This window comes from Pedococcus badiiscoriae (genome assembly GCF_013408925.1).
GTDB classification, from domain to species: Bacteria; Actinomycetota; Actinomycetes; order Actinomycetales; family Dermatophilaceae; genus Pedococcus; species Pedococcus badiiscoriae.
On record NZ_JACCAB010000001.1, the window covers coordinates 2,145,474 to 2,158,631 of the forward strand.

The 13,158-nt window shown below is 69.1% G+C and carries 12 protein-coding genes; 7 read left to right on the forward strand and 5 right to left on the reverse strand.

Annotation, left to right across the window (positions count from 1 at the left end; translation table 11 throughout):
• Positions 1-129: 129 nt before the first annotated feature.
• The 7 genes from BJ986_RS10265 to BJ986_RS10295 all read left to right on the forward strand — a co-directional run bounded on the left by BJ986_RS10265 (position 130) and on the right by BJ986_RS10295 (position 8,242).
• Positions 130-1,473 carry an ABC transporter substrate-binding protein gene (locus tag BJ986_RS10265; RefSeq protein ID WP_179421893.1) on the forward strand — a complete coding sequence of 448 codons (1,344 nt, stop codon included), beginning with the start codon at positions 130-132 and terminating at the stop codon, positions 1,471-1,473.
• Between the two features lie 33 nt (positions 1,474-1,506).
• Positions 1,507-2,403 (forward strand): carbohydrate ABC transporter permease, encoded by an 897-nt coding sequence (locus tag BJ986_RS10270; protein WP_337795123.1) that lies wholly within the window; start codon positions 1,507-1,509, stop codon positions 2,401-2,403.
• Positions 2,400-3,332 carry a carbohydrate ABC transporter permease gene (locus BJ986_RS10275; protein ID WP_179421894.1) on the forward strand — a complete coding sequence of 311 codons (933 nt, stop codon included), beginning with the start codon at positions 2,400-2,402 and terminating at the stop codon, positions 3,330-3,332. Before BJ986_RS10270 ends, BJ986_RS10275 begins: the two co-directional genes overlap by 4 nt.
• Positions 3,329-5,512 carry an alpha-galactosidase gene (locus BJ986_RS10280; protein ID WP_179421895.1) on the forward strand — a complete coding sequence of 728 codons (2,184 nt, stop codon included), beginning with the start codon at positions 3,329-3,331 and terminating at the stop codon, positions 5,510-5,512. The genes BJ986_RS10275 and BJ986_RS10280 overlap by 4 nt, the downstream gene beginning before the upstream one ends.
• A 13-nt stretch (positions 5,513-5,525) precedes the next feature.
• A complete protein-coding gene (gene trpS, locus BJ986_RS10285; protein ID WP_179421896.1) occupies positions 5,526-6,548 on the forward strand; it encodes a tryptophan--tRNA ligase in 1,023 nt (340 codons plus the stop codon).
• 85 nt (positions 6,549-6,633) lie between these two features.
• Complete coding sequence (locus BJ986_RS10290; protein ID WP_179421897.1) at positions 6,634-7,149, forward strand: 2'-5' RNA ligase family protein; 516 nt, start codon at positions 6,634-6,636, stop codon at positions 7,147-7,149.
• Position 7,150: 1 nt separating this feature from the next.
• Positions 7,151-8,242, forward strand: coding sequence for a YihY/virulence factor BrkB family protein (locus tag BJ986_RS10295; RefSeq protein ID WP_179421898.1), 1,092 nt, complete (start codon positions 7,151-7,153; stop codon positions 8,240-8,242).
• Between the two features lie 4 nt (positions 8,243-8,246).
• Here BJ986_RS10295 and BJ986_RS10300 read toward each other — a convergent pair whose 3' ends face one another.
• From BJ986_RS10300 to sdhC, 5 genes are all read right to left on the reverse strand, one after another.
• Positions 8,247-9,410: a D-alanyl-D-alanine carboxypeptidase gene (locus tag BJ986_RS10300; RefSeq protein WP_179421899.1), complete on the reverse strand. Its 1,164-nt coding sequence runs from the start codon at positions 9,408-9,410 to the stop codon at positions 8,247-8,249.
• Positions 9,411-9,607: 197 nt separating this feature from the next.
• On the reverse strand, positions 9,608-10,360 hold the full coding sequence (locus BJ986_RS10305) for a succinate dehydrogenase iron-sulfur subunit (protein WP_179421900.1): 753 nt from the start codon (positions 10,358-10,360) through the stop codon (positions 9,608-9,610).
• On the reverse strand, positions 10,360-12,135 hold the full coding sequence (sdhA, locus tag BJ986_RS10310) for a succinate dehydrogenase flavoprotein subunit (RefSeq protein ID WP_179421901.1): 1,776 nt from the start codon (positions 12,133-12,135) through the stop codon (positions 10,360-10,362). The genes BJ986_RS10305 and sdhA overlap by 1 nt, the downstream gene beginning before the upstream one ends.
• 25 nt (positions 12,136-12,160) lie before the next feature.
• Positions 12,161-12,631, reverse strand: coding sequence for a succinate dehydrogenase hydrophobic membrane anchor subunit (locus BJ986_RS10315; RefSeq protein WP_179421902.1), 471 nt, complete (start codon positions 12,629-12,631; stop codon positions 12,161-12,163).
• 10 nt (positions 12,632-12,641) lie between these two features.
• Complete coding sequence (gene sdhC / locus BJ986_RS10320) at positions 12,642-13,019, reverse strand: succinate dehydrogenase, cytochrome b556 subunit (RefSeq protein WP_179421903.1); 378 nt, start codon at positions 13,017-13,019, stop codon at positions 12,642-12,644.
• Between the last annotated feature and the right edge of the window lie 139 nt (positions 13,020-13,158).

Here is a 13,158-nt window from a genome sequence, read left to right on the forward strand (position 1 = left end):
TTGACAGACCCGGCCCGGGCGTTCATCCTCGGGTGTTGTTGATGGTTTTTGATCGAATCTGTCGGAAGATGGCGATGGCCCATCGCACCGGTGGAACCCGCGTCAAGCCCGTGTCAAAGGAGACCCGAAATGACCCGCCCGACCTCAGAGGCCGAGTACCTCGCCAGCCTCGTCCCTGCCTCTGTCCGTGGCGTCAGCCGGCGGACCCTGCTGCGCGGCGCCCTCGGCGCCGGCACCCTGCTTGCCGCACCCACCCTGCTCGCCGCCTGTGGTGGCAGCGGAGGCAGCAGCGGCGGTGCCGCGACCGGCACCGTGACCGTGGGCTCCAACCAGTCCGACGCCGTCCCGAAGGCGGCCATCCAGGCCGTGATGGACGCCTTCCAGAAGGCGAACCCCGGGCTGACCGCCAAGGTCAACACGATCGACCACAACTCCTTCCAGGAGAACATCAACAACTACCTGCAGGGGTCGCCGGACGACGTCTGGATGTGGTTCTCCGGCTACCGCATGCGGTTCTTCGCCTCCAAGGGCCTGGCCGGTGACGTCTCGGACGTGTGGAAGAACCTGTCCGGCATGTCGGACGCGCTGAAGAAGGCCTCGACGGGCGACGACGGCAAGCAGTACTTCGTGCCGTCGACCTACTACCCGTGGGCTGTCTTCTACCGCAAGAGCGTCTTCTCCAAGTACGGCTACACCGAGCCCAAGACGCTCGACGAGTTCAAGGCCCTCGGTGCGCGGATGAAGAAGGACGGGCTCGTCCCGATCGCCTTCGGAGACAAGGACGGCTGGCCCGCGATGGGCACCTTCGACCAGCTCAACCTGCGCATCAACGGCTACGACTTCCACGTCAGCCTGATGGCCGGCAAGGAGGCCTGGAACGGCGACAAGGTCAAGAAGGTCTTCGACACCTGGGCGGGCCTGCTCGACCTGCACCAGCCGGACTCGCTCGGCCGCACCTGGCAGGAGGCGGCCCAGGCGCTCCAGCAGAAGAAGGCCGGCACCTACGTCCTCGGCTCCTTCCTCGCCCAGCAGTTCGGGAAGGGCGCGGAGCAGGACGACCTCTCCTTCTTCAACTTCCCCGAGGTCGACTCGAACATCGGCGCCGACGCGATCGAGGCCCCGATCGACGGCTACATGATGGCGAAGCGCCCGAAGAACGAGGCCGGCGCCAAGAAGCTCCTCGGCTACGTCGGCTCGGCCGCGGCGCAGAACATCGTCGTCAAGGCGGACCCGAGCGTGATCGCCACGAACGAGCAGGCCGACAAGGGCGCCTACACCGCACTGCAGAAGAAGTCGGTGGAGTTCGTCTCCCAGGCCAAGTCGATCGCCCAGTTCATGGACCGGGACACCCGCCCCGACTTCGCCTCCACGGTGATGATCCCCGCCATCCAGTCCTTCATCAAGAACCCCAAGGACATCGACGGCCTCGTCAACGGCATCGAGAAGCAGAAGCAGAGCATCTTCGCGAGCTGACCGCGACGACGCCGACGCAACCGAGGAGCCTCCGTGGCCAGACGTGCGAAGTACAAGGGGATCGACCACCTGACCCCTGTCGACCGAGTGGTGGTCGGGCTGATGATCGCCGTCCCGACGATCCTGGTGCTGTGGCTGGTCTGGGTGCCGGCGATCGGGTCGGTCCTGCTCTCCTTCACCAACTGGGACGGGATCGGCCCGATCAGCGCGGCCAAGAACGTGGGGCTGAGGAACTACCACGACGTCCTGACGATCTACCCACCCTTCGTGCCGGCGTTGCAGCACAACCTGATCTGGCTCGCGGTGATGTTCCTCTTCGCGACCCCGGTCGGGATGTTCCTCGCGGTCCTGCTCGACCGGGAGGTGCGTGGTTCGCGGGTCTACCAGACCGCCATCTACCTCCCGGTCGTGCTGTCCCTCGCCCTCGTCGGGTTCATCTGGCAGCTCATCTACAGCCGTGACCAGGGCCTGATCAACGCGGTGACCGGGGGCAGCATCGACTGGTACGGCGACCAGCGCTACAACCTGTGGGCCGCCCTGATCGCCTCCAGCTGGCGGCACGTCGGCTACATCATGTTGCTGTACCTGGCGGGGCTCAAGGGCGTCGACCCGACGTTGCGCGAGGCGGCCAAGGTCGACGGCGCCTCCGAGCGCCAGACCTTCTTCAGGGTCGTCTTCCCGGTGATGTTCCCGATCAACATCATCGTCCTGGTCGTCACCGTGATCGAGTCGCTCCGGGCCTTCGACCTCGTCTGGGTCATCAACAAGGGCCGCAACGGGCTCGAGCTCATCTCGACCCTGGTGACGAGCAACATCGTCGGTGAGGCGAGCCGCATCGGCTTCGGCTCGGCGCTGGCGACCTTCATGCTCGTCATCTCCTCGATCTTCATCGTCCTCTACCTACGCATCGTCATGAGGGAGCAGCGATGACTGCCGCCAGCGAAGCACCGCAGACCGCTGCGCCACGGAGCCGGAACCCACTCAGCAGCAGGCGTCCCCAGGGCGTCGGTCAGCAGAAGGGCAACCGCGGCATCCAGATCTTCCTGGCCGTCGTCGCCCTGATCTGGATCTTCCCGGTCGGGTACGCGCTGCTGAACAGCTTCCGCAACTACGCCTACACCGCGAAGCACGGCTACCTGTCCTTCGGCGGCTTCACCCTCGACAACTACAGGAACGCGTGGCAGCAGGCCGACTTCTCCCACACCATGCTCAACTCGGCCTACATCACCATCCCGGCCGTCCTGCTCACGCTGTTCCTGTCGTGCTGTGTCGCGTTCGTCGTGTCGCGCTTCTCGTTCAAGTTCAACCTCGCGCTGCTCGGCATGTTCACGGCGGCCAACCTGCTGCCGCCGCAGGCCCTGCTCATCCCCGTGTACCGGATGTTCCGCGCCATCCAGGTGCCCTTCTGGTTCAGCGACTCCGGCACGCTGCTCAACTCCTACTGGGGCCTGATCCTGGTGAACGTCGCCTTCCAGACCGGCTTCTGCGCCTTCGTCCTGTCCAACTACATGAAGACGCTGCCGCGCGAGCTCTACGAGTCGGCGGTGGTCGACGGGGCCGGCGTGCTCCGGCAGTTCTTCCAGCTCACGCTGCCACTGTGCCGGCCGCCGCTCGCGGCGCTGGCCACCCTCGAGGTCACCTGGATCTACAACGAGTTCTTCTGGGCGACGGTGCTCCTGCAGTCCGGCGACAAGTTCCCGGTAACCAGCTCGATCAACAACCTGCGTGGCCAGTTCTTCACCGACAACAACCTCGTCGCGGCAGGATCGGTCGTGATCGCCCTGCCCACCCTCATCATCTTCTTCGTCCTGCAGAAGCAGTTCGTCGCCGGCCTGACTCTGGGAGCCACCAAGGGATGACCATCCCCACCACCACCCTCCGTTCCGCAGGCACCTGCCTGGTCATCGAGCTCCCCGAGGGCGAGCTGCCGCGGGTCCTGCACTGGGGGGTGGACCTGCCCGATGCCGTGCACAGCCAGCTCGCGGGTGTCACCACCCGACCGGTGCCGAACAACGCGCTGGACGAGCCGTGGCCCCTGACCGTCCTGCCCACCAGCGGCGACGGCTGGCTCGGCACCCCCGCGTATGCCGCCCACCGCGCCGGCGGCGCGACCGCCCCCCGCTGGGCCGTCACCACCGAGCAGGACGGCGAGCGGTCGCTGGTCGTCACCGCTCGCGACGGGGTCACCTCCGTGCGCAGCGCGTGGACCCTGGACGCCCACGGGGTGCTGCGGGTGTCGAGCTCGGTGACCAACCTGGCGAGCCGGGACGACGCCGGGTCGCCAGGGCCTGGCGCCATGCAGGCGTCGACGCTCGACCTCGGTGCGCTGCGGGCACTGCTCCCGCTGCCCACCCGGGCCACGGAGGTGCTCGACCTCACCGGTCGCTGGTGTCGCGAACGCTCCCCGCAGCGATCGACCCTCCAGGACGGCACCCACCTGCGGGCGTCGCGTCGCGGCCGCACGGGGCACGACGCGACGCTGCTGCTCACCGTGGGCACGCCCGGCTTCGGCTTCCGCACGGGCGAGGTCTGGTCGGTCCACGTGGCCTGGAGCGGCAACCACGAACACCTCGTCGAGCGGCTGCCCGAGGGCGCCGGCGTCCACTCCGCCGTCCTCGGTGGTGGCGAGCTCCTCGAGCCGGGAGAGGTCCGGCTCGCGCCGGGGGAGACCTACACGGCCCCCGACGTCGTCTTCGTGCACTCCGCCGACGGGCTCGACGGGGTCTCGCGCCGGCTGCACCGCAGCCAGCGCGCGACCGCCAAGCACAGCAACGACCCGCGTCCCCTCGTGCTCAACACCTGGGAGGCCGTCTACTTCGACCACGACCTGACCCGGCTCAAGGCCCTGGCCGACACCGCCGCCTCGATCGGGGTGGAGCGCTTCGTCCTCGACGACGGGTGGTTCGGCAGCCGCCGCGACGACCACAGCGGCCTCGGCGACTGGGTCGTCTCGACGGACGTGTGGCCGGACGGGCTCGCACCGATCGTCGAGCACGTCAAGGGACTGGGCATGGAGTTCGGCCTGTGGTTCGAGCCCGAGATGGTGAACGTCGACTCCGACCTCGTGCGCGCCCACCCCGACTGGGTGCTCGGGCCCCGGGCGGGACTGCCGCGGCCGTCGCGGCGCCAGCACGTGCTCGACCTCGCGAACCCGGACGCGGCGGCGCAGATCGAGGGACAGATCAGCACGCTCGTCGCCGAGCTCGGCATCGACTTCATCAAGTGGGACCACAACCGCGACCTGCACGAGGTAGTGCGCACGGACTCGACCGGGACCGACCGCCCTGCGGTGCACCGCCAGACCGAGGCGGTCTACGCCCTGCTCGACCGGCTGCGGGCCGCCCACCCCGGCCTGGAGATCGAGTCGTGCTCCAGTGGCGGGGGCCGCGTCGACCTCGGGATCCTCGCCCGCACCGATCGGATCTGGACCAGCGACTGCAACGACGCCCTCGAGCGCGCGGCCATCCAGCGGTGGACCTCCCTGCTGGTCCCCGCGGAGCTCATGGGCACGCACATCGGGCCGGCCACCGCCCACACGACGCACCGCACGCTCGACCTGCCGTTCCGGATGCTGCTCGCGCTGCAGGGCCACGCCGGCCTGGAGTGGGACATCACGGCCTGCACTCCCGACGAGCTCGAGTCCCTGCGCAGCTGGTCCGCGCTCTACCGCGAGCTCCGCCCGCTGCTGCACGCCGGCGACCTGGTCCGGGCCGATCTCCCGCCGGAGCAGGGCCTGCTCGTGACGGGCACCGTCTCCGCGGACGGCGCCCAGGCGGCATACACGGTCCTGCGCACCGTGAGCGGACCGGCCGTCCAGCCGGGGCTGCAGACCCTGCCCGGGCTCGACCAGGACCGCACCTACACCGTGCGGGTGCGCGGCGAGGCTGGGCTGCCCGCCGTGACGCAGAACAGCTGGCCGGGGTGGTGGGACCAGGCCCTGGACGGTGGTTTCGACGTCAGCGGGGCAGTGCTCACCCACGTCGGGCTGGCCCTGCCGGTGCTCGACCCCGCCCAAGGTTTTTTGCTGCACCTGACCTGACAGAATGGCGCGCATGCCTGAAACGTCCGCGCCCGCCGTGCTGCCCCGGATCCTGTCCGGGATGCAGCCGACCAGCGACTCCCTGCACCTCGGCAACTACCTCGGGGCGCTGGTCAACTGGGTCACGCTGCAAGACGACTTCGAGGCCTTCTACTTCGTGGCCGACCTGCACGCGCTCACGGTGCCCACCGACCCCGAGGTGCTGCGCCGGCGCACCCGCGTGACGGCGGCCCAGTTCCTCGCCGGCGGCGTCGACCCGAAGCGCTCGGCGGTCTTCTGCCAGAGCCACGTCACCGAGCACGCCGAGCTCGGCTGGGTGATGAACTGCCTCACCGGCGACGGCGAGGCGCGCCGGATGACCCAGTTCAAGGACAAGGTCTCCAAGGGCCAGAACGCCAACGTCGGCCTGCTCACCTACCCGATGCTGATGGCGGCCGACATCCTCATGTACGACGCGGCGTACGTGCCGGTCGGGGAGGACCAGCGCCAGCACCTCGAGATCACCCGCGACCTTGCCGAGCGGTTCAACACCCGCTTCGGCGAGACGCTCGTGGTGCCTGATCCCTACATCGTCAAGGGCGCCGCCAAGATCATGGACCTGCAGGACCCCACCGCCAAGATGAGCAAGACGGGGTCCTCGCCCAAGGGACTCATCGACCTCATGGAGGATCCCGCCAAGATCGCGAAGAACATCCGGTCGGCGGTCACCGACACCGATGGCGAGGTGCGCTACGACCCGGACACCAAACCGGGCGTCTCCAACCTGCTCGTCATCCACTCGGTGCTCTCGGGGACCTCGGTCGAGGACCTGGCCGCGTCGTTCGCGGGTCGCGGCTACGGCGACCTGAAGCAGGAGGTCGCCGACGTGGTCGTGGACCGGCTGACCCCGTTCCAGACCCGGATGGCCGAGCTGCTGGCCGACCCGACCGAGCTGGACCGCATCCTGGCCGACGGCGCCGACCGCGCTCGCGAGGTCGCCCAGGCCACCATGGCCCGGGTGCGCGCTGCCGTGGGGTTGCTGCCCAGTGCCCGCTGACCCCGTGCCCGCTGACCCCGTGCCCACCCCGATGGCCGGGACTCACAGCAGGGTGTCCGCCGAAAGCATTGGGTAGGGTCGCCGGGTGCCCACCATCGGTGTGTCCATCGCCATCCCCTCTCCGCACGCGGAGATGCTCCAGGGCAAGCGGGCGTCCTTCGGGGACCCGCTCGCCGAGTCCATCCCCACCCATGTGACGCTGCTGCCCCCCACCGAGGTCGACGACGACGAGCTGGCCTCGGTCGTCGAGCACCTGGAGTCCGTGGCCACCCAGGGACGCTCGTTTCCGATGGTGTTGCGCGGCACCGGCACCTTCCGGCCGACCTCGCCGGTCGTCTTCGTCCAGGTCTCCGGGGGACTGGCCGACTGCGAGCTGCTCGAGAAGGCGGTGCGACGCGGGCCGCTCGAGCGCGAGCTCGACTTCTACTACCACCCGCACGTGACCGTGGCCCACCACGTCTCCGACGACAACCTCGACCGCGCCTTCGCCGACCTGGCGGACTTCGAGTGCACCTTCGACGTAGGGGAGTTCCACCTCTACGAGCACGGTGCCGACGGGGTCTGGCGGCCGGTGCGTTCCTTCGCCCTGAACGGGAGCTGACATGCAGACGATCAAGGGCTGGTGGGCGCGGTTCCAGACGACCCACGTCTGGCGTGCCTGGAAGCGGTACGGCGACCGCAACGGCAACCTCCTCGCCGGAGGCGTCGGGTACTTCGCCTTCTTCTCGATCTTCCCCGCGGTGCTCCTGGCGTTCACCGTGTTCGGCCTCGTGCTGCGCAGCCAGCCCCAGCTGCTCACCGACACCAAGAACGCCATCAACAACCTGCTCCCTGGCTTCGTGAAGACCGCTGCCAACCCGAACGGGATCATCAACGTCAACGTGCCCACGGGTGCCGCCCTGTCGATCGAGGGGATCGTGTCCGTGGTGGGACTCGTCCTCGCCGGGACGGGCTGGCTCGGCGCGCTGCGGGACGCGATCCGGGCGATCTTCGGCGTGCAGGGCAGCTCCGGGAACCCCGTCCTGGCCAAGCTCCGGGACATCGGGGTCCTGGTGCTCCTCGGCGTCGGCATCCTGCTCTCGGCCGCGGTCGGGGCCATCGCGGGCGCCGCCGCGAGCTGGGTGGGCCACTTCGTCGGACTGGGCGGTCAGGGCTGGATCCTCACCGTCGTCGCCTTCCTCGTGGGGATCGCCCTCGATGCGGGCCTGGTGGCGATCATGCTCCGCCTCCTGACCGGGGTGCGGCTCCCGTGGGAGGTCCTGCGCAACGGTGCGCTCTTCGGCGGGATCGGCCTGACGGTGCTCAAGAAGTTCGGAACGCTCCTGCTCTCGAGCACGACCCACAACAAGCTCTACCTCGGGTTCGCCCTCGTCGCCGGCCTGCTGGTGTGGCTGAACCTCATGTCCCGGGTCATCCTCGTCGCGGCGGCGTGGGCGGCCAACGACCTCGACGGCCCCGCCGGCGCCCGCCTCGGTCGCGACGTCAGTCCCGGCCAGGCGCAGAAGCTTGCCGAAGGTCCGGCCCCCGAGCCCGTGGGCAGCGTCCGTCAGCGCACCGACGCAGGGCTGCCGACCTTCGGCCAGCGCGCGGCGGACCGGACCAGTGTGGCTGCGGGTGCGGTGCTGGGTGCGGTCGGCGCGGTGGCACTGGGCTCGGTCACCCGCGGCATACGGAGCCTGGTCCGCCGCGGCTGAGCCGTCAGCGGTGACGCCCCCGGGCCCGCACCGATCTCCGGCGGGTCCGGGCAGCGAGGAGCAGGACGAGGGCCGCCGCTGCGGCGAGACCGGCTGCGCCCACCCAGGGCCGCAGACCCGAGAACGCCATGCCCGAGCTGGACAGGGCGGCAGCGGCCGCATTCGCAGCGGCGGGCCCGGCACCGCCCGCGCCGGGCGCGCCCAGGCTCGGTGAGGTCGACTGCGGCGGGAGGGTCGGCGATGTCGTGACCGAGCCGGGTGCGACGAGCTCGCCCACCGGCCTCGCCTTGTCGCCGTAGGCGAAGGCCCAGTCGTACATCGCCGCCTGCGGACGCCAGGACGAGTCGAGCCCGTGCATCTCGGTGAGCAGGTAGGTCCTCCTCCCGCGGGTGACGGCGGAGATGAAGGTGCGGCTGGCGGCCTCGGTGTAGCCGTTCTTGACGCCGATGGTGCCGGGGTAGTTGTACAGCAACGTGTTGTGGTTGTTGACCTTGTAGGTCGCGCGCTTCTTCGTCTTCGGGTCCAGCCGGCCGGGGAAGTCGACCTGCTTGGTCCGCACGTAGCCGCGGAAGTCCTGGAGCTGCAACGCCGCACGACCGATCAGGGCCAGGTCGTACGCGCTCGACGTCTGCCCCGGTTCGTCCAGCCCCGCGGGGTTCCGCGCGACCGTGTCGTGCGCCCCCAGGTATGCCGCGCGCTCGTTCATCGCAGTCAGCGTCGCCGCCCGGCCGCCGGCGGCCTCGCTGAGCGAGTAGGCGGCGTCGTTGCCCGACGCCATGAGCAGCGCCTGGAACAGCTGTCCGGCCGTGTAGGAAAGCCCGGGCACCAACCCCACCCTGGTGCCGTCCGCACTCGCGTCCGCCTGGGTGGGCACGATGCTGCGGGTCGCAGGCACCTTCGGGATGAGGGTGAGCGCCGTCAGCGTCTTGAGGGTGCTTGCCGGGAGCAGCCGGGCGTGCGCGGCCTTCGCCGCGATCACCGCTCCGGAGTCGAGGTCGGCCAGCACCCACGACACGTCACGAAGAGTGGGCGGGGCAGGGACCCCCGGCGGCAGATCCGTGACGACCCCCATCGACGCCAGTCGCGGGCCGCCGACCGACACGGACGGGTCCACCGTGGCGCTCGGCACCGGCAGCGTCTTCGTCGTCGCCGACGGCGCCGGCCTCACCGCGACAGCGTGCGTCGTGCCCGACGAGAGCGCCGTGGCCGCGCCTGGTTCTGCTACCGCCATGAAGAATGCGAGGCCCGCGGCAAGGAGTCCGAGGAGCGCGCCCCGGAAGCGGCGTGCAGCGCCGTAAAACGAGCTTGCGAGAGGCGCAAACGCCCCTTCCGGGGCGCGCGACGACACCCGGCGCCTCATGGAGCTCAGAACCGGGACGTCAGAAGCGCGCGCTTCACTTCTTGGATCGCCTTCGTCACCTGGATGCCGCGCGGGCAGGCGTCGGTGCAGTTGAAGGTCGTGCGGCAGCGCCACACGCCTTCCTTGTCGTTCAGGATCTCCAGCCGCTGGGCTCCGCCGTCGTCACGGGTGTCGAAGATGAACCGGTGCGCGTTGACGATCGCCGCGGGTCCGAAGTACTGGCCGTCGTTCCAGAAGACCGGGCAGCTCGTGGTGCACGCGGCGCACAGGATGCACTTGGTCGTGTCGTCGAACCGGTCGCGGTCGGCCTGGCTCTGGATGCGCTCGCGGGTCGGCTCGTTGCCCTCGGTGATGAGGAACGGCATCACCTCGCGGTAGGCGTCGAAGAACGGCTCCATGTCGACGATGAGGTCCTTCTCGAGCGGAAGGCCCTTGATCGCCTCGACGGTGATCGGCTTGTCGGGGTTGACGTCCTTGATGAGCGTCTTGCAGGCAAGCCGGTTCTTGCCGTTGATCCGCATCGCGTCGGAGCCGCAGACCCCGTGGGCGCAGGACCGGCGGAACGACAGCGAGCCGTCCTGGTCCCACTTGATCTGGTGCAGGGCGTCGAGCACGCGGTCGGTGGCATGCGCGGTGACCTGGTAGGTCTCCCAGTGGGGCTCGGTGTCGGTCTCGGGGTTGTAGCGCGAGATCCTGAGCGTGACGGTGAAGGTGGGCACGGCCGTCGCGGCCTTGGGCTCCTGGGCTGTTGCGGTCATCAGTACTTGCGCTCCATCGGCTGGTAGCGGGTCACGGTCACGGGCTTGTAGTCGAGGCGGACCTCGTCCGCGAAGGTCGGCCCCTGCTCCTCGTCGGTGACCGGCGGGCGGTAGGCCATCGTGTGGCGCATGAAGTTGACGTCGTCGCGGGCCTCGTAGTCCTCGCGGAAGTGACCACCGCGGGACTCCTTGCGTGCCAGAGCCCCGAGGGTGATGACCTCGGCCAGCTCGATGAGGAAGCCGAGCTCGACGGCCTCGAGGAGGTCGGTGTTGTAGCGCTTGCCCTTGTCCTGGACCACGACGTTGGCGTAGCGCTCCTTGAGCTCGTCGATGACGCCGAGGGCCTCCTTCATCGAGGCCTCGGTGCGGAAGACCTGGACGTTGCGGTCCATCGTCTCCTGCAGGGCCTTGCGCAGGTCGGCGACCCGCTCGCCGCTCTCGCGGGTGCGGATGGTCTCGACCATGGCCTCCACGAAGGTCGAGGGGTTGGCCGGCAGGTCGACGTACGGGGCGTTCGCGGCATACTCCGCGGCGGCGATGCCGGCCCGGCGCCCGAACACGTTGATGTCCAGGAGGCTGTTCGTGCCGAGGCGGTTGGAGCCGTGCACGGAGACGCAGGCGACCTCGCCCGCGGCGAACAGGCCGGGGACGACGTCGGTGTTGTTGCGCAGCACCTCGGTCTCGACGTTCGTCGGCACGCCACCCATGGCGTAGTGCGCGGTCGGGTAGACCGGCACCGGCTCGGTGTAGGGCTCGACGCCGAGGTAGGTGCGGGCGAACTCGGTGATGTCGGGGAGCTTGGCGTCGATGTGGGCCGGCTCGAGGTGGGTCAGGTCGAGCAGGACGTAGTCCTTGTTGGGACCGGCGCCGCGACCCTCGCGGACCTCGTTGGCCATCGAGCGCGCGACGATGTCGCGGGGCGCGAGGTCCTTGATGGTGGGGGCGTAGCGCTCCATGAACCGCTCGCCGTCGGCGTTGCGCAGGATGCCGCCCTCACCGCGGGCCGCCTCGGAGAGCAGGATGCCCAGGCCGGCCAGGCCTGTCGGGTGGAACTGGAAGAACTCCATGTCCTCCAACGGGATCCCGCGGCGGAAGGCCACGCCCATGCCGTCGCCGGTGAGGGTGTGCGCGTTGGAGGTGGTCTTGAAGACCTTGCCCGTGCCGCCGGTGGCGAAGACGACCGACTTGGCCTGGAACACGTGCAGCTCACCTGTGGCGAGCTCGTAGGCCACGACGCCCGCGGTGTGCTGCTCGCCGTCCGCGCCGGTGTTCATGAGCAGGTCGAGGACGTAGAACTCGTTGTAGAACTCCACGCCCTGCTTGACGCAGTTCTGGTAGAGCGTCTGGAGGATCATGTGGCCGGTGCGGTCCGCGGCGAAGCAGGACCGGCGGACGGCAGCCTCACCGTGGTTGCGGGTGTGCCCACCGAACCGGCGCTGGTCGATCTTGCCCTCGGGGGTGCGGTTGAACGGCAGCCCCATCTTCTCGAGGTCGATGACCGCGTCGATGGCCTCGCGGCACATGATCTCGGCAGCGTCCTGGTCGACGAGGTAGTCGCCACCCTTGACGGTGTCGAAGGTGTGCCACTCCCAGTTGTCCTCCTCGACGTTGGCCAGGGCGGCACACATGCCACCCTGCGCCGCGCCGGTGTGGGAGCGGGTCGGGTACAGCTTGGTGAGCACCGCCGTGCGGGTGCGGGTGCTCGACTCGAGCGCGGCACGCATGCCCGCGCCGCCGGCCCCGACGATGACGACGTCGTACTTGTGCGTCTGCATGTTCAGCGGATTCCTTAGCTCGAGCTCACTTGTGACACACGGAGAGGGTCGTCGACGGGTCGAGGCACGGGTCGAAGGTGAAGATGACCAGCGTGCCGAGCACCATGACGAGCAACGCGCTCGCCACGAGCAGACCCTTGAGGATCCACCGGGTGCGGTCCTTCTCGGTGTAGTCGTTGATGATCGTGCGGACCCCGTTGAACCCGTGCAGCTCCGCGAGCCACAGCATCAACAGGTCCCACGTCTGCCAGAACGGGCTGCTCCACTTGCCGGCAACGAACGCGAAGTCGATGCCGTGGATGCCCTCGCCCAGCATGAGGTTGACGAACAGGTGCCCGAAGACGAGGACGAGCAGCAGGATGCCGCTGCCGCGCATGAACACCCAGGACCAGAGCTCGAAGTTGCCGCGGCCCGTGGAGACCCGGCGGTAGCGGGACTTCTTGGCCGAGACGGCGTCGGGGCCGGCCTGGTAGTTGGTTTCGGTGCTGGCGCTCATCGTCAGCCTCTCAGTGCGTGAACACGACGGTCAGGTGCCGGATCGCGAAGGGCGCGAACAGCACGACGAAACCGATGACGACGCCCCAGAAGAGCTGTCGCTGGTACTTCGGGCCCTTCGCCCAGAAGTCCACGGCGATGATGCGAAGACCGTTGAGCGCGTGGAAGATCACTGCGGCTACCAGCCCCGCCTCGGCGAGCCCGACGACGGGGTTCTTGTAGGCCCCCATCACCTCGTTGTAGGCGTGGGGGGAGACCCGCACGAGCGCCGTGTCGAGCACGTGCGCGAACAGGAAGAGGAAGATCAGAACCCCGCTGATGCGGTGGGCCACCCACGACCACATGCCTTCACGGCCGCGGTAGAGGGTCCCGTTGGCTGCCTGCGCCACTGCGCGTCCCTTTCGAAGCAGATGTCACGGCAGTCGTCGCGAGCGTCGAGGGCCGTAGTTCGCCCGTCAGGTTATCGGCCCGGCCACCGGGTCCGTGAACGGCCTGCCTGTGAGAAACCAGACAGGCCGGGTTACCCGC